Below are 23,855 nucleotides of genomic sequence, written 5' to 3'. Positions count from 1 at the left end.
GTTCGGCCGGGACGGCCGCGCCGAGGACGCCGCTAAGACGTTCGACCTGGACCAGCCCGCGGTGCCCGACCACCTGCCGCACCTGGTCGACGTTGACGGCGACGGCCGTCGCAACACCGTCACGGGAGGTCTCGCAGCCCCATCTCGCTCCCCCGCCTCGACGAGCACACCGTCACCGTCTACGACGCCGACACCCGATCACGGCCGTTCCCACCGCAGCACGACCGATCTGCGGGGTGCGTACCGCATGCGGTTCGCCGTCATCGTTGCGCAGACTGCCTGGCGTCAGAGCGATCCGGGGCGACCAGGGCGGCCAGGTAGTCGTCGAGGAGCTGGACCTGCCGCTGTGGCGGGAACGCTGCCGGGGCGAACAGGGCCTGAACCACCAGACCCAGTACGAAGGATTGAGCCCCGGCCGCGATCTCCGCAGGGTCGCCGATGCGCAGTTCGCCGAGCTCCTGGGCCGCAGCCACCCGCTCGCTCAGCCTGTCACGACTTGCGGCGTACTTGCGGCCGTAGTCGGCGCTCAAAGCGGGGTCGGAGAGTGCGGCGTCCCAGGAGGACACCCAGATCCGGTTGCTGTCGGTGGCTTCGGAAGTCAACGGGAGCATGTCCAGCAGCGCGTCCCGTAGGGCGGCCATACCTCTGCCCGAGTCGCGGCGAGGGCGGGAGAGCGTGCGCTGTTCGAGCAGGTCGAGGGCGTACTCCACCAGGGCGCGCTTGGTGGGGAAGTAGTGCGTGAGCAGGCCGGTGGTCGCGTCGAGTTCGGCGGCGACGGCGCGCAGGGTCAGGCCGGTGAAGCCGCGTGCGGCCATGACCTGCCAGACCGCTTCGGAGACATCGCGTCGGCGCGCCTCGTGATCTCCCTTGGTACGTGGCATGCCACCACGGTACATTTCCACAACATCTGTTATGCAAATGAGGAGTCTCAATGTTCTCGCTGCCGCTGCGCGACGACGCCTGTCTCCGCCCGCTGGAGGTCTGGCACGCCGAAGAGTTCGCCGACCACCTCGACCGGGCGCGTGAGCACATTCGCCCGTGGGTCGGGCCTGCGTTCGTCACCGATGACCTGGGCGGGGCACGGGCCACACTTCAGCGGTATGCGGAACGCCAAGCGGGCGACGGTGCCCGTCTGTACGGCATCTGGCGGTACGGGGCGCTGGTCGGCGGCGTGATGTTCACCGACTTCAACGCCGCTGTCGGCTCGTGCGAGATCGGTTGCTGGCTGGAGCCGTCCGGTGAGGGCCACGGCCTGGTCACACAAGCCTGTGGCGCGTTGCTGGACTGGGCGTTCACGTCCCGAGGGCTGCACCGGGCCGAGTGGCACTGCCGGGCCGACAACGATCGCAGCTCCGCGGTGGCCCAGCGGCTCGGGATGACGCTGGAAGGGGTACGCCGCGAGGCATGGCCGTACGAGGGCGTGCGCTACGACAAACAGCTCTGGGCGGTCCTCGCTCCCGAATGGCGGGCCTTGGGCCAGTGAGGTCAGGTGGCCTGCTGACGCGCTTCCCGACTCGATGCGGCTGGCACGTACGCTCCTGCCCGGTGACGAGGCGAAGGGAACGCGGTGGGCGCATCGGCGTGGAGCTGGCAGGTGCCGTATCAGCAGGATCTCAGCCGCGCGTTGCAGGAAGCTCGCCGCGAGGCGTACGCCCGGGGCTCGTTCTATCGTGAAGAGCCGAACAGTCAGGCCCGCTCGATGGGCGAAGAAGACTATGTCGCGTGGGACCTTGCCGAGATTCGAAAGAGCGTCATCGACGCGTTCGGCGACGACGGTTGGGAACCGGACGACACCATGTCGCGAGCGGCATGGCGCGCTGCGCAGATCGAGGTGACAGATCCGAATTCACTGTTGGCGTCGCAGCCGTTCTCCGGAACCCACTCGATCATCGACATGACCGGGGTCTCGGCCACATCGGCACCGCACATGGTGGCACCGGTGCCAGCCGAGGAACTGGACGAGCTGTTCGGTACACACCGACCGGCTGCCACCACGGTTGCCGAGGCGATCGAGAACAGCACCCTGACCGGCCTTGAGCGATGGCACGGCCGCTACGTGATCGGGTACGACGGCGACGTGCCGCGCGCAATCTACTTCGTGGGGTACAGCGGCGACTGACCTGACGCACACGGCCCAGAGCGACCCATGTGACTGCCACGCCCGATCGTCCGGCAAGTGGGTCATCGCAAGCTCGGCACCGTGGCAAGGTGATTCCCACCTGTCTCGAGTGCCATGCGAAGGGAGCCCCTCTGCTCTTCGGCCTGCCGAGGAACCGCCGAACCGGCAATGCACACGGCGGCACCGATGACGCGCCGCCGATGAGACGGCATGGCAGCACGAGCTCCTGGCCACCTCTACGAACGTTCGCTTCATGACCAGGTCCCCGCAACGAGCGAGGTGGCAACTAGGAGGTCGAACGGCATGCAGAACCGTACGAGCCATTTCGGTACGACGCGGCCGTCACGGTGGGCGAAGTCCCACGCGGCGTGGGCCAGCCAGCCTGCCGCGACCACATGGCGGCCGAGTGCCGGATCCACGACCAGTGCAACCACCGACAGTGCGGTGAAGCAGACCAGCCCGACGGCTTGGATCCGCATCGCGACGGACCGGTCCGCACCGTGCCGAAAGGCGGCGAAGATCAGGTAGATGAGGGCGAGGAGTGGGGGGATGAACGTTGTCGGGCTGTACGGGTCGAAGGGGCCCCTGGCAGTCAGCTCGATCGCCCCGAGCGCAACGCCCAACCACAGCGCGGGGCTCCGCAGCACGGCAACAGCAGGGGAGGCGGCTTTGTGGATCACTGTTCCTGTCATGGATCCAGGTTGCGGACTTGGGCACACAACGGCCAGCCTCCTGTTGTCACCAGTCAGTCGTGCGGATTTCACAGTTCACCGGTGCATCCAACGGAGAGCCATCGTGCAATTTCCCTCGTAGCTGGGGGCCAGAACTTGAGGGACGGTTGGCGCTACCCGGTCAGCCACCCGGCCGGCGGCATGACCGGTAACGCGATACCGAGCGATCAGCGCCGGCATCACAGTCCGTCGCGCGCCGCGACCACAGCCCGCGGCAATCTCGTTCCCTCGGGGAGTGACGGGCACGAAAGGCTGGCGGGCATAAGGTCGGCTCGACACGGCGACCTTCGCGAGACCAGGACGGGGCAGGACATGGACCACGGCACCCGCGACGAGGTGCTCGGCCGCCTGGCTGAGGCAGTCGGATCCGTCACCGTTGCACACCCGACGCGGGTTGCCATCGACGGGCCGCCCGCCGCCGGCAAGACCACGCTCGCCGACGAGCTGGCCGTCGTCCTGCGCAGACAGGGCCGCAGCGTCATCCGCGCGACGATCGACGATTTCCTCTTCCCCCGGGCACAGCGCTATCCGCGCGGCGAGTACTCGGCCGAAGGCTGCTACTTCGACACCCACGACTACGACGCGCTCAACCGGGTTCTGCTCGATCCGCTTGGTCCGGCAGGAGATCGGCGCTTCCAATACGCGGTCTACGACCGCACCACCGATACTGCCCTGTCCCCACCGATCAGGACTGCCCCCGCCGACGCCGTACTGGTCTTCGACGGCGTCTTCCTCATGCGCCCGGAACTGATTGATCGGTGGGACCTGCGCATCCTCGTGTCGACCGCGTTCGAGAAGACGGTGGATCGTGCCGTGGTCCGAGAGCACCGGGTGTCCTCCCGGGTCGAGGTCGAACGGCGCTGGCGCGAGCGTTACATCCCGTCCCAACAGTTCTACTTCTCTACGGTCCGCCCGACCGATCACGTCGACATCATCGTGCACAACGACGAGCCGCAGCAGCCGGTCTGGGAGACCCGAACACACTGACCGCACTCAATTCGACCAGGTGGTGCGGACGTCGGCGGCAGTCCACGTCGGCTGCGGTCCGTGGTGTGCTGCGGCCGCGGGCCGGCGCGCCGAGGAGGAACTCGCCAAGACCGGAGTTCGCGCCGACCGCATCGCCGCCGACCTTCCCGCTTCGGCGCAGCTGCGCCGTTCCGCAGGCGCCGGCTCCAGAAGGCCGAGGTTCTACGACTGGGCGTAGCTCGATGACGTGTGCACCAACCCTGACGACGACAGCGGCCAGCACAGCCCTCAGAACACACTCGGACGTGGCCCGGCCACCTCGAGCGCTGCTGGCGGGCCCAGGCGTCAATCCGCCTTCTGCAGCTTCTCGGCGAACATCACGAGAATGCCGCTGGGGCCGCGGAGGTAGGTGAGCTTGTAGACATCCTCGTACGTGGCGACGCCGCGGAGCGGGTGACAGCCGTGCCTGGTGGCGACCTCGAGGGCTGCATCGATGTCGTCCACGGCGAAGCAGACGCGGTGCATGCCGATGGTGTTCGGTTGGACGGGCTCGGCTTCGATCGCGTCCGGGTGCACGTACTGGAACAGCTCGATGCGACCGTTGCCGTCGGGTGTCTGGAGCACGGCGATGTCCGCGGTGTTGCCGTCCAGACCCACGGCGGTGTCAGCCCACTCGCCGTTGATCCGGGCGCGTCCGAGCACCGTCAGGCCGAGGTCGGTGAAGAAGGCGATCGTGGCTTCCAGGTCGCGGACGGCGATGCCGACGTTGTCGAGTCTGATGGACACGGAATCTCTCCTATGTCAGACCGCGGCCGGAACGAGGTGCCTGCCGTGATCGAAGGGCTGGTTTGACGGTGTTGAAAGATGGGTGAGCGAGGTCGCTTGAGGCGGCGGAGGGCTTCGGTGCGGGCGTCGTCGAAGGTGCGCGAGTCGACCATCTGCAGTGCCACGGCAGGCCATCCGTCGTGGATCCGGTCCCTGCCGGTCACCCCGTTGGTGACGGGGAACACCACCACCCGGTACCGGTCAACCAGCACCGCTCTCAGCAGTGACCGCAGCCGAGGAGCGGGAGAACACGACCTTCGGGATGGCCGCGAGCTCCTCGATCCCCTCCTGGCCGGACTCGGCGAAGCCGGCGAACAAGCGGTACGTGTTCGCCCCCATCAGCAGGGTCTACTCACTCTTGGCGTCCTCGCCGAGCCACGCGAAGTACTCCGGACCCCCCAGGCCCCACAAGCCCGGCCAGCCCTCGGCCGCACCGTACCCGTCCAGTGAGGTGATGTAGTCACCATCAGTGCCGGCATATCAATGCCTTCCGTGTCGTGCCTGCAGACCTCTCAGCAGCGTTGACCTGTCGACGCCGCGCGACTCGTCGCGCCGCGTCATCCTGCGCACGTTACGCCGGTCATGCGGGCCCCACCGTCCGTGGCCGCACTCTCCGCGAACTCGATGTCCTCGGCGACGTCCGGGCTGGTCAGCAAGGGCTCGGGCAGCCACTCGCCCACGTACTCCTCGCGCTGCTGCGCGAGCGTGCGCGGCCGGTCGAGGCAGAGCCGGGTCACGATCCCACGACGTACCCCCGGGGCTCCGCACCTCGTAGCGCTCGGCGTCGACCGACGTCGCCCACCGCAGCCAGGTGCACCACGTCCTCGGCGTCGGCGACCGAGCCGAGCATCTCGTAGGCGACGGCGAACAGGAGGCTGCGGTGGGCGACGAGGGGGTCCTCGCTCACGACGCGGACGGTACTGCCGGCCGCTCGGCCAGCGGCTTCAAGCCGCACGCGGCGGCGAAGCCATCGGACTCGATGCCGAGCGCCACGTTGCCACGCGTGCTCATGTTCGCGAATGCGATCACCGAGGTGAGCTCGACCACCGCGGCAGGCCCCAGCTCGGCGTGCAGCCGATCCACCAACTCGTCGGTCACGGTCGGCGGTGTCTGGCTCATCGCCTCGGCATACTCCAGGACGTCGCGCTCCAGCGGAGTGAACACGTCCGCCTCCCGCCACCGCGGGATCTCGCGCGCCTTCTCCACGTCGAGCCCCTTGTTGCGGGCCTCGAAATAGTTGAAGTCCAGGCACCACGTGCAGCCGACCAGCGACGCGACCGCCATGTGAGCGAACGACTTCAAGCCCTCGTCGCAGGCGTCCCACTTCTGCAGCTTGCCGCCCAAGCCGAAGCTGGCGAACAGCACCTTGGGGTTGTGCCAGTAGACGCCCACCGCCGTCGGCACCTTGCCTAGCTTCTTCTCGATCATCCGCTTGATCAGCCTTCCCTTGACGCCGGTGATCTCGGCCGCAGGGATGCGGGTGTGCTCCACGTTTCCTCCTGTGTCGGTGACTGCGCCGACGGGTTGGTGTCGTCGCGCCATTAAGACACCGGCATGGCCGCGGATGTGACATCGTGCCCGAGGATCCGTTGGTCTGTCGTCGCAGATGGCATCGGTGCACTCCATCGCTGCGTCAACGGCGCGGTCGGCCAGCTGGAACAGTAGGCGGCGGTCGGGCTGCTATCGGAAGGGCGACAGACGGGGTCGCTCGTCTGTCTTCTGGCGCGTGTTACCGCCTTGGTAACGTTCCCTTCCTCGATGCATGGACAGCATGTGGAGATGCCGTGGCCACGTTCCACCAGCAGCACCAGAGAGTCCAGAATCAGATCAACGGCGAGACGATTCACGTCCACGAGGGGCACCGGCTCCTCGTCGAGAAGATTGACGGTCTTATCTCCCGGGCGGCCCACGAGAACGACGCCGAGGCGATGGTGCCGGTCCGCGGTTACCTGGAGCAGGCCCGCACGGCGTCCACTGGCGGCGATCCACGCCGGGCGGTCGAGTTGCTGCGTCGCGCAGCGGAGGTGGCCGGCCCGGCCGCCGCCATCGCCACCGCCATCGCCACCGTCGTGCAGGGCCTCCAGTGAGCGAACCAGGCGGTGACGACCTGATCTTCGACCAGGCCGGTCAGCAGGTCGACCTCCAGTACAACGCCGCGTCCATCAAGGTGGTCAACCAGATCGCCGACGGCCGGGGCGGTAAACGGTGCCCACAGTGCAGCGCCGCGCCGATGCGGCAGACCGCCATCGTCTGGGAGGAGAGCACCCGGCGGGTCCGCAACGGCACCATGGTGCTCAACTCCCTCGCGTCGCGGGTGGCACCGCCCCGGCGTCCACGATTGCGGCACCGCTCATTCCGCGTCAGGCCGTATCTCCGTCCGTTCGTGATTCTGCTGGCGCTGTGGGTCTTCACATCCTTCTTGAGCAACGACCTCTTTCTCGTCGGGGCGACGGTCGCCCTGATCGCGGCAGTGCTCTGGCCCGCCCGGCAGTACCTCAGGTTCCGCGCCGACGCGGCGGCCGATCGCGAGCGGGTAGCGAAGAGCAGCACCCGCTACGAACGTGACCGGGATTTGTGGCGTCGGAGCTGGTTCTGTGGCGCCTGCGGGGCCATCGTCGTGGAGAAGGCGCCCCGCCAGCGCAACCGATCGTCCTCCCCAGCTGCTCGCCCGGCGGGAAACCAGGCCGGAGGTACCGCCAGGCGTCGCCGCTGAGCGAGGGCTCCCAGGCCGGCACCTCTCGGGTAAGTCCCCCTGTGGCGGCCGGTTGGCACGATGGCCCGATGGCGACAGAGCCCAATGGACCACCGACGGATTTCGCCAGCCATGGTGTGGCTCCTCCGAATCCCTACGGTGCCTACCAGTCTGCTGATGGGTTGGGCGGGATAGCGGCACCGCTGCTGGCGGCGGCAGCGGTCACGCTGCTCGGCCTGGTGCTGCAGATCGAGAACGCCCTGAGGTGGCCGAGCCTGTCCCTGCTGCTGTTCGGGGCGGCGATCATCCTGCTGTTGCGGGCGGTCCAGTCGCACGCCCGCGCTCGTGGCTATTCCGTGACGCCGAGCGAAGCTCTCGCCTGGTATCCGGACGCCGCAGACCTGCAGCGGCGTCGTGTCGTCCAGTGGGAGTTGCGACGTCACCAGGCCGCGTGGCGGTTCTGGATCGGCCGTGCCCGCCGCCACTACAACCTGGGGGTCCTGTTTCTGCTGATCGGCGCGGCAGTCCTCCTGGTGCCGGCCGATCCCCAGGACCTGACCGGTACGCGGTGGGCCGCGATCGCCGTACTCGGGTGGGGATGCGTCGCGGAGACCGTGGCGATCCTGATCGCCTGGCGTCGCCCTGGTTGGTGGGCACGGTGGTGGGCCGCGGACGCGGATCGCCGCCGCCCGTTGCGGTGGCTCAACCGGTTGGTCCGCTGGATCGCCCCGCCGGATCCCCCGGTCCCTCCGCAGGATCCGAACCGGCCCGAACATTCGCGTCCCGGGCCGGCGGATCCGCCCGGCGACGGTCGGGCCGCTGACGGTGATCCGACACCACAGCCGGCTGGCTGACCCGACCAGGCGTTCTCCGGCGGATCGCCGCTGGTTCTGCCACAGCGGCGGTACAGGCAGGTCAGCCGGGTGCCGTCGCGCTACCTACGCCGGTCGCGTCTTTCCTGCCAGATACCGGTGAACCGGCAGGTGTCGAGGTGTCTGGCCTCGGGCGGGACCTGACAGATGGGACACCGATCGGGCTGTTCCGGTGGCCAGTCACGGCTGGGTTCCTCTTCGGTCACCGTGCCAGTGTGGAGGCACACCGTTCGCCCGACAACCGCCCTTTCAGCGATGGGAGAGCCATGGTTGACACCGACCAGCAGACGTCGGTACGACGGTTGGACCTCTGCGCTGTCGACGTGATCGATCCGCTGCACTGGCGATGGGTGCTGGTCGATCCGGGCACCGGACGGCAGCTCGCCGAACACGCCGTCACACTCGACCGGCGGCGCTGGGAGGTTGCTGCCCTTACCGACCTGCACGCGTACCTGAGCTGGCGCGCGGAGCCGGACCGGCGGGTGGCGAGTGCCGCTGAGGTCGTGGCTCGGCTCGGCGGGTTCATAGCGCTGGAGGTCCTCGGCCCGGGGGTCATGGCGGAGCTTGGCGGACACACTCCGGTGCGCCTGCGGATTCGGGTGGCTGAGGCGACGTTCCTGACCGCGCTCCCCTTGGAGCTGGCCCACCTGGACGGCGTCCCACTGGCTCGGAGCGAAAGGGTGCAGGTGTCGTTCACGGTCAACGCTGACAGCGCCCCCACGACGATGCCATCGGCTACCGGTGTACGGCTCCTGGCGGTGTTCAGCCTGCCCACCGGATCGACCGCGTTGCGGTTGCGCTCGGAGCGGCAGCAGCTGACCAGCCTGATCCGCAAGCTGAACCGCCCGGTCGATGTGGAGATCGTTCAGTGGGGCGTGACCCGCGAGGTGCTGGCCGACCGGATGGCACGCGACGGTGGCCCCGACGTGCTGCACCTGTCCGGTCACGGACGGCAGAGCGGGTTGCTGCTGGAAGGTCCGGGCGGTGCGCCGGACGAGATCGACGCCTCGTCCCTGGTGGACCTGCTCCGTCCGGGCGGTGGCCGGCTGCGGCTGGTATTCGTCTCGGCGTGCGAGTCGGCGGCTGCGCCACCGCGCTGGGTGGATCTCGACCAGCCCGGGACTCAGGTGACGGACCTCGCCGCCGTGCCGGCCAGTCTGGGGGTGCGGCTGGCCCGGGAGCTGGATTGCACCGTGTTGGCCATGCGCTACCCGGTGACCGACGATGTCGCCGGCGACGTGGCCATCGCCTTCTACACCGCCTTGTTCGACGGCGGATCGGATGCCGGCACGGCGGCGGCGCAGGCGGTCCGGAAGGTCGCTGCGGCGGGCGTGTCGGCGGCCCGGCCGGCGCTGTCGCTGGCAGCGCCGGTGCTGATCGGTCCGGACGACGTCACCGTGGTCAGAGCGGACCTGCTGGTCGCGCCGACAATCACAGAGCCGGTCGCCATCGACCCGCTGACGGGCTTCACCTCACCGTCGACCGGGTCCATGCCCGCGGCGCCGGACCGGTTCGTCGGCCGGGAGCAGGTGATGACGGTCGCGGGGGCCGGGCTGCGACCGGACAGCGGCAACCCGGTCATCGTCCTGACCGGGATGGCGGCGGTGGGCAAGACGGCCTGCGCGGTGGAACTCGTGCACCGGCATCGGGACGACTTCGACAGGGTGGTGTTCTGGTCCGCTCCCGAGCGGGACGCCGACCAGCAGGACACGGTGGCCGCCTTCGTCGACGCCGTCGATTGTCATGTCGGTGACGCCGTGGCCTCCCCGCTCGTCGCGGCCAACGATCAGCAGGGGTGGCTGGAGGCGGCCGCCGACCTGTTCGACCGGTGCGACCGGCACCGGACCCTGCTCGTGCTGGACAATGCCGAGTCGCTCCTGACTGCGGGCGGGCAGTGGCGTGATCGACGTTGGTCGGACCTACTCACCGTGCTCGCTGCCCGCTCGGGACCGACCCGGTTGCTGGTTACCAGCCGGATCCCGCCGGCCGCGCCCATCGGTGCCGGGGTACGCCAGATGAGCGTCCAACCGCTGTCCGACAGCGAGGCGCGTGTCCTGGTCCGGCAACTGCCCAACCTTCGGCGGCTGCTGCACATCGACGATCCCGCCGGCCGACCCGGTTCGGCCGGCTCCACGTCGGCGCACGAATCGGCGTACCGCCTGGACAGGGCGCTGGTGACTGCCGTGCTGGCCGCCGCGCAGGGTCATCCGAAGCTGCTGGAGCTGGCCGACGCCGCGGCGGTCGACCCGGCGGAACTGGCCCGCCTGCTCCAGGTGACCGGTCAGGCGGCCGGCGGCGAGCAGTGGCTCGGCGACACGCTGACGGGCTGGACCCGGGAAACGACGCGGCGGCTCGATCCGGCGGCGCTGCTGATGGTGCAGATGCTCGCGGCGGTCGAGCCGGCACACCGTCTCCCCGGCACCCTTCGCGTTGTCTGGGCGGACGTTTGGGAAACGGTGGGTCGGCAGGGCGCGGCCCCACCGTCCGACGCGATGCTGTCCGTGCTCGCCGCCGCGGCGTTGACCCAGCGGCGGACACTCGTGGGCACCTCGATGCCGGCAGGTGTCGACGGGACAGGTGCCACCGACGTGATCCGGTACGACCTGCACCCGACCGTCGCTGCGACGGTACGGGCCGACACGCCGGCGCACGTCGCCAGCGCGGTGGACCTCGCTCTTGCCGACGCCTGGCACCAGATCGCCCAGGCGCAGGAAGACCGCGGCGACCGGGAAAGCACCTCGGTGGTGGTCGGCGCGTTTCTCGCGGCGGTGCCGTACCTGCTCCGGCAGTCACGCTTCGCCCGCGCGGCCGGATGCCTCGGCGCGGCGCTGGTCCGCGACACCAGTCCGCGGACCGCGCGGATCGCCCTGTCCTACGCCGCTGCCCTGGACCCCGCCACACCCGGACGGGACCTGGTCGTCGCCAAGGCGCTGCAACCCCTGGACCCGGTCGAGGCGGAACGGCTGCTGCGGCAGGCGTTGTCCGATCCTGATGAGGAGACGGCAGCGTTCGCCGCCAACGCCTTGGCCAACCAGTTGCACCAGCAGGGACGGCTCGCCGAAGCGTTGGAGCTGGCCGAGCGACATGAGCAGTTGGTCCAGCGCGCGGGTCCATGGAGACGGGCCGGAGCCCGGGTGACGCGGCTGCAGGTGCTGCACGAGAGCGGCCAGGCCGGGCAGGCACTGACCGAGGTGACCAAGGTCCTCGACGAGCTGCGTACGTTGTCGACGGAGCCGACCGCGCCGGGCGGGCCGCCGCAGGGCGAAGTGGCCTGGATCGTTCGGCAGGCGGCCCTCAGCCTCGCGGTGAGTGCCGCCCTGACCCTGGAACTGTGGCAGGTCGCGCTCGACCACAACCAGCTTCTCCTCGACAGCGTCCAGCGGCGGGGTGCCGCCGAGGCGGAGGTCGCGTTCTTCTGGTTCAACGACGCCAACGCACTGATCCAGCTTGGTCGCTTCGACGAGGCCCGGAAGGTGCTGACGTACTGTCAGCGGGTTTTCGACGATCACGGCGCGGAGCTGAGCCTGTCCCGGGTGATCGGCACCCAGGCCCTGCTCGCCGCGAAGCAGGGCAACCTGACCGAGGCGGTGGCCCTGGAACAGACCGCGCTGCGGCTGGGCTACCGGCATCCGCTCGCCGCCGACCTCGCCGCTGGGCACCAACTGCTCGGCAACCATCTCGGGAAACTCGGCACCGATCCGGCCGGACAGCTCGGCCACCATCTGGCCGCCGCGCTGTTGACCCGGATCACCGGGTCGGCCCTGCTGTCCCGGTTCCTGCACACGGTCGCCACCGATCTGCACACCTACGGGCAGAGCCGGCTGCCGGCCGACCTCGCGACGCTGGCGGCCCGGGTCGAGCGGGTCGACGGCGTACGCTTCCGCGAGGTGGTCCACGCGCTGCTCGCCGCCGATCCGGCGGAACAGGACCGCATCTTTCGGGGGGCCGAGGCGTCGGAGCAGTGTCGCAGCCGGGCCGAGGAACAGTTCCGTGGACTGCTCGCTGACGTCCGGCGTGCCGCCGAAGAGCAGGGCTTCGACCTGACCGGCAACCTGCCGCGCTGGGAGGGTCTGATGTCGATGATCGCTATGGCGGCGGCAGGTGACGCGCAGGCGGACCGCCAGCTCACCGCGATCCTGCAGCCGATGAATCCGGGAACCGACGCGGGAGGGCTGGCCGCGGCGATCCGCCGGGTTGTCGGCGGCGAGCGGGACGATGCCGCCCTGATCACCGAGCTTCATCCCGCCGATGCCGCCGTCATTCGCCGCGTGCTGGGGACGATTCGGTGGCGGGACAAGGTACGGGGCTGCCCGGAGGAGGATCGGTTGGCCCTTACCGAGACGGACTACCGCGCTGCGGTGGACGCTGACGACAACGTACGGGCGGGTCTGCGGGCGGCGGAGCTCAGCGGCCTGCTGCGCGTCCGCAAGCAGTTCACCGAGGCGCTGCCGTACGCCGATCAGGCCATCGCGCATCGCCGGCGGGCCGGATTCGGGCCGTGGAGCCAGCGATTCGACCTCGGGCGGCGGCTGCAGCTCCTCAACGACCTGCGCCGCTGGGATGAGGTCCTCGCGGAGCTGGCACCGCTGCGCGACGAGTTGCGCGGCGAGCCGGACCTACCCAGCCGCACCGACCCGGTGAACCCGTCCACGGTGCGAGACCAGCTGCTGACCCTCGGCTTGCTGGCCGCAGCTGCCCTGCGGGACTGGGAGTTGGCCCTCGACTTCCACGACGATCTCGCGGCGAACATGCAGCTGCGCGGCGCGAGTCGCGTCGAGCTCGCCCTACACAGCCTGGACCGGGTCACGCTGCTAAGCCCTCTTCGACGCACCGCCGAGGTCGCAGAGGTGAACGACGAGGTGCGAGCGGTGATCTCGGGCAACCTGGACGCGGAGACTCGGGCGCGGTTCGACGTGGCGTTGGACCGGGCGGCAGGAGCGCTGGCGCCGGAGGCCCCGTGGCGCCTGCAGGCGCTGGCCGACGCGTACGAGGGGATGGACAGCCAGGATGTCAGCCTTCCACTGATCGCGTTGGAGCACTACTACTTCGCGATCGGTGACGGACCGGCCAAGACGTCGACCGCCAAGGCGTCGCATCTGCTCGCGTCGGCGGTCGTCTGCAGGCTGGACGGTCAGGACGCCTCGGCCGACTTGACGGTCCGGTACGTGGCACCGCACCTGTACCAGCCGGACGGCGCCCGGGTCATTCCCACCCTGGACAGCATCGTCGCCGTGGTGGAGGAGGTGCCCGGCGTGCGGTTCGGGGAACTTGTCACGCAGGTGATCGGCACCCCGCGCCGGGCGGCGGCGGCGGTCGCCGATGCGGTGCGAGCCGCATACCGGATCCCGGTAGCCGAGTTGTTCGGCCTGGACCAGGTGGTCGCGGACCACGAGACGGCGATCGCCGCGGTGGCGGCCGCCTACACCGGCGGGCTGCGGGAGCAAACGGCCTGCGAACCGATCCTCGCCGAATTGGCGGCGAAGCCGGACGGCGCGCGACTCGCTGCGGCGTTACGCCGGGCGGCGGCCGGAAACCTGCTGTCGGTGGACGAGCAGGAGGCGATGCACCCGGTCCATGCGGCGATCATCGGCGCGCTGCGCAGCAGGATCGCACGCATCGGCCGTCAGCGGTGACCCATCCCCGCGCGGTCGGCGCCGCTGACCTAAGCCGGTGGACCTACCGGTCGCTGGGGCGACCCACCGGGGTGGGCGCGGTCGACGGCACGGCGGCACTGATCGGCGGAGCCTCGTCGGTCACCGTCCGGTCGAGGCTGACCTGCGCCGTGCCGGTGCCGCCGACCCGGATGTCGTCGTACGCCTGGAGCTGCTGGTCCGGGCCGAGGTACAGCACCGACATGGCCAGCGGAGTCGGCTCGTCGCCTTCGAGTCCGCGCAAACCCGCCCCGCCTGTGGAGCCCTGCACCGCGAGTCGCGTGGTCATCCCGTCGGTGGGTGGCAGTACCGTCACCTCTCGGCGGTGGGTGTGACCGGCGAGCACGAGTGGCGCGGCACCGTTGAGCGCTGGCGCGGCCGCCGGGTCGTGGACCAGCGCGATGTCGACGGGTGTGTCCAGGGCGCGGATCGTGGTGGCCAGGAGCTCCCCGGTGCCCTCGACCGTCGTCGGTGATTCGTCCCAGGGACCGGAGGCAGCGTCCCGCTTGTCCGGGGTGAAGCGAGGATCCGCGATGCCGGCGATGGTCACCCCGGCGACGACCGTGACGGAGTTGTCCAGCACGACGGCGTTCGGCTGGCTGGCCACCGCAGCTGCGGTGCGGGGCGAGTCGTGGTTGCCGCGGATGTAGACGTAGGGCACGTCGAGTTGGCTGATCATGGAGACGTAGTTCGTCTCGGGTTCGCTGCCCCAGTCGGTGATGTCGCCGGTGTCGATCACCGCGTCGATGTCGTACTGCTCGATGACGGTCTGGATCACCGGCCAGGCGGCCGGGTTGAGGTGGAGATCCGAGACGTGCAGCAGTCGGGTGGTGTCCGGGGATGCCTGGTAGATGGGCAGGCTGGACACGGTGGCGTACAGCTTTCCGACGTTGCCCACCAGCCGTTGCAGCTGCTCGGCGTAGCGGCCGTAGTCGTCGGCGATGCGCTGGGCGTCACCGATGAGCGCGGGGGCGTTGGCCAGCAGCCCTTCGTAGCGCGGCTCCGCCAACGCCTGCGGTCGTAGCGTTCCGGCGGCCACGCCGAGGGTGCTGCCGGTGATCAGCAGGGCAAGACCGCCGGACCAGGCGACCCGGCGGACGGACCGGAGGGTCACGGCCGCCAGCAGCATCGAGACCAGGACTGACGCTCCGAGCGTACGCAGCCCGAGGCGGACCAGCGCGTCGCGGAGGTCCTGCGGCGCGGTGTCTCCGGCCTGCGCCAGGGCTGCGGGATCGTTGATCAGCGCTTCGGTGCGTCGTTGGTCCAGCGAGTCGAGGCGGACGGTCAGCTGGGCCGGGCCGTCGTGACTGTCGACGAAGAGTGAGCCCAGGGGTGGCACCGCGACCTCGGTGCCCCCCTCGGTGCCGAGGGTCAGGTGGAACGCCACCCGGAACGGTCCTACGTCGCTCTCGCCCCGGGCACCCAGCAGGACGCCGATGGTGACACCGACGACGGTGACGGTCACCAGAGCCGCCGCGGTCACGATCCGCCTGGACCACCGGGAACGGACGACTCGCGACGCACCCGTCGCGGTGCGCCGTAGCACGGGCACCACCAGGCGGTAGGGCGACCGACGGGCACCGGGGTGTGGAGTCACGGTCGGAGTCCGATCTGTTGCGGGGAAGGAGGGGAGGCGGAAAGCGCAGCACCACGGCTCCGGCCCGACCCTGCTGGACCTCCGTCTTCCGTCCGCGGTGCTCGGCCCACGAAACATGTATGCATGCAGCAGTCCGTGTGGCTGTCAGGCTACCCGCGGGGATGGGCACCGGCCAGATTCATGTCGCGGCCACCGGACCATCACTGGGCCGCGACCGAACCGCCGGCGAGATGGTCACGCAACCGTCATGGTTTCGCGGTCGGGTCGCCACATGCGCGGGAAGTCCTTGAACAGGCGGCACCACTGAGGGGAAGGAATCGCTGGTGGACAGGTGGCTCGGCCCGATGCATCCGGCCCTGGCAGCGCTGTCGGCGGTGATCCTGCTCACCGCCGGCTGCACGAACCCGCCCGCGGTCCCCCAGCCCAGCCCCGAGCCGGCGCCGGCCACCCGACTGGGGACCATCGCCCGGGCGGAGGTGGGCGACCGGCTCACCGTGACCGCCACCGTCGACCGGGTCATCGCCGACAGGGCCTTCGTCGTACGCGACGTGGACCTGACCAACGGGATCCTGCTCGTGCTGTCGGCGGGCCCGTCCGCGCCGGCTCCGCCGCAGCTGGTGACCGTGCAGGGCACCGTGATCCGGTTCTCCCACCGTGACCTCGCCGACCACTACGCCCTCGGGCCGCCCGGCCCGTACCGGGCCTTCGAGGGCAGGCCCGCACTCGTCGCGCAGGCGCTGAGGACCTGGGAGTGAGCCACCCGATTCCACCTACACGGGAGGAGCAATGACAGTCAGTGCAATGCTGGGCGCCATCGTCGTCGGTCTGGTCGCCGGCGCGCTCGGTCACCTGGCAGTACCGGCGCGCGATGCCATTCCGCGCTGGTTGGCCCCGGTCCTGGGCGTCACCGCAGCGCTACTCGCCACCGTCGTCGCCGTGCTGAGCGGGGTCGATGTCCGAGGTCTCGGCCTTCCCGGCTTCATCGCCCAGGCGGGTTGCGCCAGCCTCACCGTCATCCTGGCCGCCACCGGCGCCGGTCGTCGCTCCGGAGGTTAGCTCCCCGCCAAGCCGTTTCCGGGATTCCGCCGCTGGCGGCTGCCTATGGTGGAAACGACGCGACAGGCCCGCATCGCGGGTCGCCGCCGAAGACGATGGGCAATCAGCATGGAGCGGTTCCTGGAGGCTGTCTGGGACACGAGCAGCGTGAGCGGTCGCCTCGTGACCAGCCTCGTGCTGATCGTGCTGGCCATCGTGCTCGCCGTACTGGCCGGACGTCTGGCCACCCGTCGGGTGGAGGACACCACCAACCGCTACTACCTGCGCAAGGCGGTGCACTACCTGACCGTCGTGGCGTTGCTGTTCGCGCTGGCCCTGCTCTGGCGACCGTTCGCCGGCCGGGTCGGCGTGGTCTTCGGCCTGCTCGCCGCCGGGCTCGCACTGGCCATGCAGGAAGTCATCGGCGCGTTCGCCGGGTGGATCAGCATCCTCACCGGCCGGCAGTACCGCGTCGGTGACCGGATCCAGATGTGCGGCGTACGCGGCGACGTCCTGGACATCACTCCGCTGCGTACCCGCATCCTGGAGAGCGGCTCCTCCTCCGACCCGGATTCCTGGATTCGCGGCCGTCAGTACACGGGACGGGTGGTGTCCCTGTCGAACCGCCTGGTGTTCAACACACCGGTCTACAACAGCAGCACGGTGCTGGACCATCTGTGGGAGGAACTGGCCCTGCCCGTCCCCTATGAGGCCGACTGGCACCTGGCGGAGCGCATCCTGTGCGAGGAGGCGCAGAACATCTCCTCGACGGTCGAGGCGCGACGCGCCATCGAGCAGATGCGCCACCGCTACCCGGTGGCCGAGGCGGAGGTCGATCCCCGCGTGTTCGTCCGCGCCACCTCCAACTGGGTCGAGCTGTCGGCACGGTTCGTGGTGCCGGTACGGGCCGCCCGACAGGTCAAGGACCAGGTCACCCGGCGGGTGCTGGACCGCTTCGCGGAAAACGGCATACGGGTGGCGTCGATCACGCAGGACATCACCATCCACCCACCGCAGGCATCGCAAACCCTCACCGTCCACGCCGACAACCGCTGACGGTCGCCGCCTCTCCCCCGGCGGACGAGGACGACCGTCCCAGCGCCGATCAGGGTGGCCAGGCCAGCACGGCGGACGGGGCGCACGTTCGCACGCAGTGCGCCACGATGAGCGGGTGACGTCGAGGAAGTGGACCTGGTGAGCCGTCCCCGTACCCTGTCCGCGGGGCTCGCCGCGGTCCGGGAGAGCTTCTGGCTCGTGCCGGCGGTCTTCGCGCTGGGCGCGGTGGCGACGGCGGTCGGCCTGTCGGTGCTGGAGCTTCAACTGGACCTTCCCGTCGAGGGGATCCTGCCCAGCGGACCCGAAGGGGCCCGGTCGCTGCTGTCGGCGATCATCACGGCGATGATCTCCTTCACCGCACTGGTCTTCTCCATCACGGTGGTGGCCCTGCAGTTGGCCAGTAGCCAGTACTCCCCCCGGGTGCTCCGGACCTTCCTGCAGGATCGGGCAATCCAGGCGACGCTGGGGACGTTCGTCGCCACCTTCCTGTTCGCCATGGTGGTGCTCGCCGCGCTACCGGATCGCGAGTCGGAGCGGTTCCCGGACCTGTCGCTCGCGGTGGCCATGTCGCTGGTCCTGGCCAGCACCGGCCTCTTCATCTACTACCTGCACCACATCACCACCGTGATGCGGGTGTCGCACATCATCGCCTCGATCGGCGCGCAGACCCGACGGTCGATCGACCACCTTCCCCCACCGGACGAACAGGCGGTGGTGGTGCCCGGCGCGGTCACGCAGACCGCGCCGGCCCCGGAACCCGGGATGGTCAGCGATGTCGATCTCGCGCTGCTCGCTCGACTGGCACGCGAGTACGACTGCGCCTTCACCGTCGTCCCCGCACTGGGGGACTTCGTCGTCGCGGGCTCACCCCTGGTGCGAGTACACCAGCTTGCCGGCGGCACGGCTCGCACGGTCCCCGCCGAACGGGTCGACCAGGGCGTGACCATCGGCGTGGAGCGCGTCCCCGGACGGGACGTCGGTTTCGGCTTCCGGCAGCTGGCCGACATCGCCGAACGTGCGCTGTCCCCGGCGGTCAACGACGTCACCACCGCCGTACGGGCCGTGCAGGAGGCACACGACCTCCTCCGTCGACTCGCGACGCGCCCCGACCCGGTTCACGTCGTCCGCGACGACGAGGGTCGGGTCCGCGTCCGGGTCGACGGGGTCCCGTACGACGATCTCCTGGCCATGATCGTCGACGACATCCGACTCGTCTCCGGTCAGCAGCCCCGTGTCGCGCGGCTGCTGGACGCCGTACTCCGCGATCTGGCAACCGTCGCGCTTCCCGCACACCGGACGGCGATCAGCCGTCGGCTACCGCCGGGCGGTGACGACCATTGACGACCTGCAGGGCGTCGGTGGCGGCCACCGACGCGAGGCTGGTCAGGCTCCGCCGGCCGGGTCGCTCTCCATCCCGCCGAGGAGGCCGAGCAGGCCGGCGGCGAAGAGCTGGCGTCGGACGAAGGGTGTGAGGTTCGCCAGCCGGAGGGTCCCGCCGCGCACGTCGACGGCCCGCTGGCAGGCGACGAGGGTGCCCATCCCGGAGGAGTCGATGAAGGTCAGGTCGGCGAGGTCGAGGACCACCTGCCGTACCGAGTCGGAGGTCAACGACGCGAGGACCGCGTCGTGCACGAGGCCGTTCGTGGCGACGTCCATCTCGCCGCTGAGCCGGATCCGTACGGCAGAGCCGGTGCGGATCGTGTCGGTCGACAACTCCACGCTGCTCTCCCGTCCAGGCCGAGGCACCGGATACCTGCATCCATACATGAAACCCTGGGACAAGGCTACCCGGCGCCGGTCTCGCGGACCAGGCTGCGGGGATACGGCCCCGATCCCTCGGTCGCGGGCAGGCGCTCGGCCAGCAGCAGGGCGATGTCGTCATGGGGCTCACCGCCCACATGCCGGCGCACGGCGTTCCACACCGCGTCGAGGGACGCGTCCACGCTCGGCCCCGCCAGGCACGTCCGAAGCGCGGCCAACGGAAAGAAGGTCCGGGCGCGGTCACGTGCCTCGACCAGGCCGTCGGTGTGCAGCAGCAGCCGCTCACCGACCTCCCAGCGGTGCACGGTCGCCGCCGACCGGGATCCGCCGAGGCCCAGCGGACGGTCCGGCGGACGCGTACCGAGTTCCTCCAGCTCGCCCGAGCGGTGCCGGAGAATCGGCGCGGGATGACCGCAGTTGACCAGACGGATCTCGGCCCCGCGCAGCTCCACCAGGACCGCGGTGACGAACGTCGTGCCCCGAGCCGGCACCGGCTCCCGGCCGACGAGGTCGTCCAGGTCGCACGCCACCTGCGTCAGGTTCGACCGGGTGATCGCCGACTGGCGGAACGCCCCGGTCACCGCGGCGGCCAGCCGCACCGCGTCGAGCCCCTTGCCGCAGACGTCACCGACGATGATCCGGAGCTGTTCCGGGTCGGCGACAACCTCGTACAGGTCGCCACCCACACCGGCTTCCTCGTGGGCGGAGACGTACCGGGCGGAGACCTGGACTCCGGCCGCCCGCCGGGGCGGCTCGCGCAGGATCGCGGCCTGCGTGGCCCGGACGATCTCGGTCATCCGGCGCAGCCGTTCCTCTCGCCCGGTGCGGGCCCGTGCCACGTAGACCGCCATCAGGCTGACGGCGATCACCACCGCCACCCGGAGCAGGTGGTCGAGGCCGCCGAGCATTCCGCTGGGCAGTCCGGCGGCCACCGCCGCCGAGATCGCGGCGGCCGAGACCAGGGCGGTGCGGCGGGGGGTGTCGACGGCGGCGGCGAACAGCGGAGCCAGGCTGAGAAAGCCGATGAGTACGGCCTGCGTGCCGGCCACGACGTCGACCAGCAGGATCGTCGCGATGAACCCCAGGGCCAGGGGCAGCCCCCGCCAGCGGGTGGAACCACTGGAGACGCGACCGTCGGTGTGCTGACCGGCGGCTGGCTCCCTGCCCTGGGTACGGTCAGCGGGAGGGATGGGACGCATCGGTGCGCAACTCCTGCTCGTCGTCGTCGCCGCTCCGCGGCGCCGGCGGGGCGAGTTGCCGACGCAGGGACGCGATCTCGGCGCGGAGGACGGCGATGTCCTCACTCGTGGCGGCGGGCGGCTGCCCCTTGTCGGAGACGCGCTCCACGATCCAGGTGGCCAGCGAACCGGTGACGAAGCCGATCAGACCGATGCCGCCGACCATGAGCCCCAGAGCGACGAAGCGCCCGGCGACGGTGACCGGATAGTGGTCCCCGTAGCCGACGGTGGTGATGGTGACCGTCGCCCACCACAGGGCGTCGTCGAAGGAGGCGATGTTGGCCTCCGCGGACGACTGCTCGGCGTCCAGCACGGCGAGCGCGGACACCAGCACCAGCAGCGTGGTGGTCACACCGACGTAGACGGCGAGTCGACCACGGGCCCACGTCTCCGTCCGCCTGCTGAGGGTCAGCACCACGGTGATCAGCCGTAGTGCCCGCAGCGGCCGAAGGACGGGCAGGACCAGTACGGCCAGGTCGAACAGGTGCTGCCGAAGGAACCTCCGCCGGCGGTCGGTCAGCGTCAGGCGCACCAGGAAGTCGGCCCAGAACACCAGCCAGATGACGACGGTGGCGACCTCGCACACCCGCTGCCACGGCCGGTCCAGGTCGGGCCGGAGGATGGGTGCCGCGTAGACGACCAGGAAGACGACCGACAGGATCGTCAGCGGCAGCGCCGTGCGGTGTTCCCACCTCGTGGCGCGGTCGACCGGGAGCGTGTGGTTGCTCGTCTGCATGAACGGCTCCACCCCGAACGTTTTGCGTGTACACGTGCAATCATCTTCCAGTGGAACTCTACGCGGAGAGCGATGTCCGGTCGACGGCCGGCGGCGAGGAACTGGTCGACGGACTCTCGGCCCTCAGCCGCACCGTGGTGGGAATCACCGCTCGAACCCTGGCGACCCTGGACGTCGAGGTCACCCTGTCGCAGTACCGGACCCTGGTCGTCCTCGCCTCCTGCGGTCCGCTGCGCACCGTGGACCTGGCGGCCGCGCTGCACGTGCACCCGTCCACGGCGACGAGGACGTGCGACCGCCTGGTACGCCGGGACCTGGTGGCTCGGCACCAGCGGCCCTCGGACCGACGGGTGGCTCTGCTGACCCTCACCGAGGCCGGCAAGACGCTGGTGGGCGACGTCATGCGACACCGGACCCAGGAGATCCGACGCCTGGTGCAGGCGGTTGGCGCCGGGCACCGGACGGCCGCCGAGCTGATCAACGCGTTGGTGATCGCGGCCGGCGAGCCCACGGAGGACCAGTGGTGGCAGCGCTGGGAGCAGTCCGCCGAGATTCCCTAGGCTCCCGGGCCGCACCGCCGGAGCCCCTGCCCGCGAGGGCGGCCCCTCCCTGCTCATTCGCGACCAGGGAGGTTACGGTTGCATCCGATCCGCATTAGCTGCAACCGTGCAGGTATCCGTCAGCGAAGACCTGGATCGGGAAAGGCGAAGACACTCCTCGTGTTCACCATCCGGACCTCGGGCGACGGCCCTACGCCGAGGACCCTCTTCCTGGCCGGAGAAATGGACATGGCCTTCTCCGGTCACGTACGCGCCGCTGTCGAGTCGACCCTGGCGGCGACCGCCTCCCAGTGGGTGATCGTGGATCTGCGAGACACCACCCTGATCGATTCCAGCGCGGTGAAGGAACTGGTCGACGCCCACCGGCTGGCCGCCCGGCAGGGACGCGTCCTGATCCTCCGCAACGCCACCGGCATCGTCGCCGAGGTACTCCGCGTCGCCGGCGTCGCGGCCACCCTCAGCCGTCCCGCCACCACACCCACCGGCACGATCTACGGCTCGTCGGCCCGCGGACGGCACTCGTGACTCCGATGACCTGGCGGATCCTCCGCGACCTCGACGGCGGCAGCACCACGATCACCCTCATGGGCACCCTCACCCCTGACCAGGAACCACGGCTTGCCGATCTGCTGCTCGAGGGCGGTCTCGACGCTCCGCTGGCCCTCGTCCTCGATCTGAATGCGATCCCGACCTCGAACGCGGCAACCGTCGCCGCGTTCCTCAGCAGGTGGGCGACCGACCGGACGAACGGACCGGAACTGGTGTTGTCGGTGAACTCCCTGACCCCCACCGGCCGGCTGCTGCACGCCACCCTCGGCAGGCAGACGACGCTCAGGACAGCCACCGTTCAGGGTCCCGCCCGGCAGGAAGCAGTCGATCCCCGCCGGGCGCACCTGAGCCTGCCCGCCGACCGGCAGTCGCCCGCCGCCGCTCGCCGCCTGGTCGCCGCACACTGCCGGGCCTGGGGCATGCACTCGACAGCCGACCGGGCGATGGTGATCGCCTCGGAGCTGATCAGCAACGCGGTTCTGCATGCCGCAACCGAGGTCGACATCACGGCCACGGCTCTGTCGGGGTCCCTGAGGATCAGCGTCCGGGACCGGGCGGTCGGAACTCCGCGCCCGGCCGTGGTGACGGATTCGGGTCAGCTACCCGAAGGCGGCCGGGGCCTACCCATCGTCGATGCCCTGGCGACCGACTGGGGCTTCTTCGCCTTCGGCGACGGCAAGACCGTCTGGGCGCAGATCGACAGCCCGGCGCTGCCGCCGTCAGCGTGACAGCAGGACGATTCCGGCGACGAGAGCCGCCGCGAGGGCTGTGGCCACCGCCGCGGCGCGCCTGTTCGTGGAGAGGTGGCGCAGGGCCAGAGCCAGCGGACCGACGGGCAGGAGCGATCGATCGTGACCCTCCCGACGTCGGGGTGGCACGTCGACGTCCGACCGTTCCTCAAGATCCCATCGGCGGCTGAGCAACGCCGTCCGGCCAGCAGTCCCACCACGCTGCCCCGGGCCAGGGTGATCGCCACGGTGGCGAGAGTGACGAGAACACTGGCGGTGAGCGCGAGGCCGGCGGAGATCACCCGGTCCGCGGCGAACAACGGTCGGCGGCCGAGGGCCCAGCCGGCGACACCCGCCCAGCACAGGCCGATGACGATCATCACGGAGAACGCGACGTGGGTGCCGGTCAACCCTTCGCTGACCTGCCTGCGGTCCAGCACACCGGCGACGTCGTCGTCCACGGCCTCGTCGCTCTCGACCAGGTCGGGCTGCCGGTACAGGTCCCGCAGATGGTTCGTTACCGCGCGACGGACGATGGTGAACAGCCATGGCGCCACCGGAGGCCCCGAGGTTCACGGACATGCCCCTGCTCGGCCTCGGGCCTGCCGCCAGGGCGCGTGATGATCATCACGGGCGGCAGACCCTACCCTCACGCGAGGGTAGGGTTCGATCGCGGTCATCGGCGGGACCAGGGTGTCCTTTGCAGTGACCATGGTGCTGCTCGGCGACGCCGCCCGCA

Annotated in this window: 25 protein-coding genes; 14 read left to right on the top strand and 11 right to left on the bottom strand. The window is 70.1% G+C overall.

The annotated features are described in order from the left end of the window. Positions 1 to 260: 260 nt before the first annotated feature. The gene (locus AB0I76_RS00255; RefSeq protein ID WP_357027540.1) at positions 261 to 881 is read right to left on the bottom strand and encodes a TetR/AcrR family transcriptional regulator; all 621 of its coding nucleotides are present in this window, start codon (positions 879 to 881) and stop codon (positions 261 to 263) included. A 50-nt stretch (positions 882 to 931) separates the two neighbouring features. Between AB0I76_RS00255 and AB0I76_RS00250 the strand changes: the two genes are divergently transcribed. Both AB0I76_RS00250 and AB0I76_RS00245 read left to right on the top strand, forming a co-directional pair. Then, positions 932 to 1,483: a GNAT family protein gene (locus tag AB0I76_RS00250; RefSeq protein WP_357027537.1), complete on the top strand. Its 552-nt coding sequence runs from the start codon at positions 932 to 934 to the stop codon at positions 1,481 to 1,483. Positions 1,484 to 1,594: 111 nt separating this feature from the next. Beyond that, a complete protein-coding gene (locus tag AB0I76_RS00245) occupies positions 1,595 to 2,119 on the top strand; it encodes a hypothetical protein (protein WP_357027535.1) in 525 nt (174 codons plus the stop codon). Between the two features lie 251 nt (positions 2,120 to 2,370). Here the strand turns inward: AB0I76_RS00245 and AB0I76_RS00240 are convergent, their stop codons facing one another. Further along, positions 2,371 to 2,811 carry a hypothetical protein gene (locus tag AB0I76_RS00240; RefSeq protein ID WP_357027532.1) on the bottom strand — a complete coding sequence of 147 codons (441 nt, stop codon included), beginning with the start codon at positions 2,809 to 2,811 and terminating at the stop codon, positions 2,371 to 2,373. A 351-nt stretch (positions 2,812 to 3,162) separates the two neighbouring features. Between AB0I76_RS00240 and AB0I76_RS00235 the strand changes: the two genes are divergently transcribed. Next, a complete protein-coding gene (locus AB0I76_RS00235) occupies positions 3,163 to 3,837 on the top strand; it encodes a uridylate kinase (protein ID WP_357027529.1) in 675 nt (224 codons plus the stop codon). Between the two features lie 324 nt (positions 3,838 to 4,161). Here AB0I76_RS00235 and AB0I76_RS00230 read toward each other — a convergent pair whose 3' ends face one another. The 5 genes from AB0I76_RS00230 to AB0I76_RS00210 form a co-directional block, all read right to left on the bottom strand. Beyond that, positions 4,162 to 4,602 (bottom strand): VOC family protein, encoded by a 441-nt coding sequence (locus tag AB0I76_RS00230; RefSeq protein WP_357027526.1) that lies wholly within the window; start codon positions 4,600 to 4,602, stop codon positions 4,162 to 4,164. A 240-nt stretch (positions 4,603 to 4,842) separates the two neighbouring features. Continuing rightward, entirely contained in the window at positions 4,843 to 4,980 is a 138-nt protein-coding gene (locus AB0I76_RS00225; protein ID WP_357027524.1) for a hypothetical protein, read from the bottom strand. A gap of 218 nt (positions 4,981 to 5,198) precedes the next feature. After that, on the bottom strand, positions 5,199 to 5,378 hold the full coding sequence (locus tag AB0I76_RS00220; RefSeq protein ID WP_357027521.1) for a hypothetical protein: 180 nt from the start codon (positions 5,376 to 5,378) through the stop codon (positions 5,199 to 5,201). Then, entirely contained in the window at positions 5,375 to 5,548 is a 174-nt protein-coding gene (locus tag AB0I76_RS00215; protein ID WP_357027518.1) for a hypothetical protein, read from the bottom strand. The genes AB0I76_RS00220 and AB0I76_RS00215 overlap by 4 nt, the downstream gene beginning before the upstream one ends. Further along, on the bottom strand, positions 5,545 to 6,132 hold the full coding sequence (locus AB0I76_RS00210) for a carboxymuconolactone decarboxylase family protein (RefSeq protein WP_357027515.1): 588 nt from the start codon (positions 6,130 to 6,132) through the stop codon (positions 5,545 to 5,547). Before AB0I76_RS00210 ends, AB0I76_RS00215 begins: the two co-directional genes overlap by 4 nt. A gap of 293 nt (positions 6,133 to 6,425) precedes the next feature. Between AB0I76_RS00210 and AB0I76_RS00205 the strand changes: the two genes are divergently transcribed. The 4 genes from AB0I76_RS00205 (at position 6,426) to AB0I76_RS00190 (ending at position 13,838) form a co-directional block, all read left to right on the top strand. Next, positions 6,426 to 6,728 (top strand): hypothetical protein, encoded by a 303-nt coding sequence (locus tag AB0I76_RS00205; RefSeq protein ID WP_357027512.1) that lies wholly within the window; start codon positions 6,426 to 6,428, stop codon positions 6,726 to 6,728. Continuing rightward, positions 6,725 to 7,354, top strand: coding sequence for a hypothetical protein (locus AB0I76_RS00200; RefSeq protein ID WP_357027509.1), 630 nt, complete (start codon positions 6,725 to 6,727; stop codon positions 7,352 to 7,354). Before AB0I76_RS00205 ends, AB0I76_RS00200 begins: the two co-directional genes overlap by 4 nt. Positions 7,355 to 7,515: 161 nt before the next feature. After that, positions 7,516 to 8,187 carry a hypothetical protein gene (locus AB0I76_RS00195; RefSeq protein ID WP_357027506.1) on the top strand — a complete coding sequence of 224 codons (672 nt, stop codon included), beginning with the start codon at positions 7,516 to 7,518 and terminating at the stop codon, positions 8,185 to 8,187. A gap of 284 nt (positions 8,188 to 8,471) precedes the next feature. Continuing rightward, positions 8,472 to 13,838 carry a hypothetical protein gene (locus tag AB0I76_RS00190; RefSeq protein ID WP_357027503.1) on the top strand — a complete coding sequence of 1,789 codons (5,367 nt, stop codon included), beginning with the start codon at positions 8,472 to 8,474 and terminating at the stop codon, positions 13,836 to 13,838. A 43-nt stretch (positions 13,839 to 13,881) separates the two neighbouring features. Here AB0I76_RS00190 and AB0I76_RS00185 read toward each other — a convergent pair whose 3' ends face one another. Continuing rightward, on the bottom strand, positions 13,882 to 15,411 hold the full coding sequence (locus AB0I76_RS00185) for a metallophosphoesterase (RefSeq protein WP_357027619.1): 1,530 nt from the start codon (positions 15,409 to 15,411) through the stop codon (positions 13,882 to 13,884). A gap of 365 nt (positions 15,412 to 15,776) precedes the next feature. Here AB0I76_RS00185 and AB0I76_RS00180 point away from each other — a divergent pair, with 365 nt between their 5' ends. The 4 genes from AB0I76_RS00180 (at position 15,777) to AB0I76_RS00165 (ending at position 18,885) form a co-directional block, all read left to right on the top strand. Continuing rightward, positions 15,777 to 16,208: a hypothetical protein gene (locus AB0I76_RS00180; RefSeq protein ID WP_357027500.1), complete on the top strand. Its 432-nt coding sequence runs from the start codon at positions 15,777 to 15,779 to the stop codon at positions 16,206 to 16,208. A gap of 46 nt (positions 16,209 to 16,254) precedes the next feature. Next, on the top strand, positions 16,255 to 16,509 hold the full coding sequence (locus tag AB0I76_RS00175) for a GlsB/YeaQ/YmgE family stress response membrane protein (RefSeq protein ID WP_357027497.1): 255 nt from the start codon (positions 16,255 to 16,257) through the stop codon (positions 16,507 to 16,509). A gap of 108 nt (positions 16,510 to 16,617) precedes the next feature. Then, positions 16,618 to 17,544 carry a mechanosensitive ion channel family protein gene (locus AB0I76_RS00170; protein WP_357027494.1) on the top strand — a complete coding sequence of 309 codons (927 nt, stop codon included), beginning with the start codon at positions 16,618 to 16,620 and terminating at the stop codon, positions 17,542 to 17,544. A gap of 138 nt (positions 17,545 to 17,682) precedes the next feature. Continuing rightward, complete coding sequence (locus AB0I76_RS00165; RefSeq protein WP_357027491.1) at positions 17,683 to 18,885, top strand: DUF2254 domain-containing protein; 1,203 nt, start codon at positions 17,683 to 17,685, stop codon at positions 18,883 to 18,885. 42 nt (positions 18,886 to 18,927) lie between these two features. Here AB0I76_RS00165 and AB0I76_RS00160 read toward each other — a convergent pair whose 3' ends face one another. The 3 genes from AB0I76_RS00160 to AB0I76_RS00150 all read right to left on the bottom strand — a co-directional run bounded on the left by AB0I76_RS00160 (position 18,928) and on the right by AB0I76_RS00150 (position 21,279). Then, positions 18,928 to 19,263, bottom strand: coding sequence for an STAS domain-containing protein (locus tag AB0I76_RS00160; RefSeq protein WP_357027488.1), 336 nt, complete (start codon positions 19,261 to 19,263; stop codon positions 18,928 to 18,930). A 65-nt stretch (positions 19,264 to 19,328) separates the two neighbouring features. Further along, on the bottom strand, positions 19,329 to 20,504 hold the full coding sequence (locus AB0I76_RS00155) for a PP2C family protein-serine/threonine phosphatase (protein WP_357027485.1): 1,176 nt from the start codon (positions 20,502 to 20,504) through the stop codon (positions 19,329 to 19,331). After that, on the bottom strand, positions 20,482 to 21,279 hold the full coding sequence (locus AB0I76_RS00150) for a potassium channel family protein (RefSeq protein WP_357027482.1): 798 nt from the start codon (positions 21,277 to 21,279) through the stop codon (positions 20,482 to 20,484). Before AB0I76_RS00150 ends, AB0I76_RS00155 begins: the two co-directional genes overlap by 23 nt. A 50-nt stretch (positions 21,280 to 21,329) precedes the next feature. Here AB0I76_RS00150 and AB0I76_RS00145 point away from each other — a divergent pair, with 50 nt between their 5' ends. The 3 genes from AB0I76_RS00145 (at position 21,330) to AB0I76_RS00135 (ending at position 23,116) form a co-directional block, all read left to right on the top strand. Beyond that, positions 21,330 to 21,839 (top strand): MarR family transcriptional regulator, encoded by a 510-nt coding sequence (locus tag AB0I76_RS00145; RefSeq protein ID WP_357027479.1) that lies wholly within the window; start codon positions 21,330 to 21,332, stop codon positions 21,837 to 21,839. Between the two features lie 159 nt (positions 21,840 to 21,998). Next, positions 21,999 to 22,364 (top strand): STAS domain-containing protein, encoded by a 366-nt coding sequence (locus tag AB0I76_RS00140; protein WP_357027476.1) that lies wholly within the window; start codon positions 21,999 to 22,001, stop codon positions 22,362 to 22,364. Between the two features lie 5 nt (positions 22,365 to 22,369). Then, on the top strand, positions 22,370 to 23,116 hold the full coding sequence (locus AB0I76_RS00135; RefSeq protein ID WP_357027616.1) for an ATP-binding protein: 747 nt from the start codon (positions 22,370 to 22,372) through the stop codon (positions 23,114 to 23,116). Positions 23,117 to 23,855 lie beyond the last annotated feature (739 nt).

Source organism: Micromonospora sp. NPDC049799 (genome assembly GCF_040656655.1).
In the GTDB taxonomy this organism is placed as follows: Bacteria; Actinomycetota; Actinomycetes; order Mycobacteriales; family Micromonosporaceae; genus Micromonospora.
The sequence above is the reverse complement of the archived record's forward strand: the minus strand, read 5'-3'. Positions and strand labels throughout refer to the sequence as shown.

Bases quoted from the DNA above. Each gene is read 5' to 3' on its own strand.
- AB0I76_RS00150 (WP_357027482.1), bottom strand. From the start codon at position 21,279: ATGCAGACGAGCAACCACACGCTCCCGGTCGACCGCGCCACGAGGTGG.
- AB0I76_RS00225 (WP_357027524.1), bottom strand. From the start codon at position 4,980: ATGGGGGCGAACACGTACCGCTTGTTCGCCGGCTTCGCCGAGTCCGGC.
- AB0I76_RS00170 (WP_357027494.1), top strand. From the start codon at position 16,618: ATGGAGCGGTTCCTGGAGGCTGTCTGGGACACGAGCAGCGTGAGCGGT.
- AB0I76_RS00155 (WP_357027485.1), bottom strand. From the start codon at position 20,504: ATGCGTCCCATCCCTCCCGCTGACCGTACCCAGGGCAGGGAGCCAGCC.
- AB0I76_RS00255 (WP_357027540.1), bottom strand. From the start codon at position 881: ATGCCACGTACCAAGGGAGATCACGAGGCGCGCCGACGCGATGTCTCC.
- AB0I76_RS00250 (WP_357027537.1), top strand. From the start codon at position 932: ATGTTCTCGCTGCCGCTGCGCGACGACGCCTGTCTCCGCCCGCTGGAG.
- AB0I76_RS00135 (WP_357027616.1), top strand. From the start codon at position 22,370: ATGACCTGGCGGATCCTCCGCGACCTCGACGGCGGCAGCACCACGATC.
- AB0I76_RS00175 (WP_357027497.1), top strand. From the start codon at position 16,255: ATGCTGGGCGCCATCGTCGTCGGTCTGGTCGCCGGCGCGCTCGGTCAC.
- AB0I76_RS00240 (WP_357027532.1), bottom strand. From the start codon at position 2,811: ATGACAGGAACAGTGATCCACAAAGCCGCCTCCCCTGCTGTTGCCGTG.
- AB0I76_RS00235 (WP_357027529.1), top strand. From the start codon at position 3,163: ATGGACCACGGCACCCGCGACGAGGTGCTCGGCCGCCTGGCTGAGGCA.
- AB0I76_RS00190 (WP_357027503.1), top strand. From the start codon at position 8,472: ATGGTTGACACCGACCAGCAGACGTCGGTACGACGGTTGGACCTCTGC.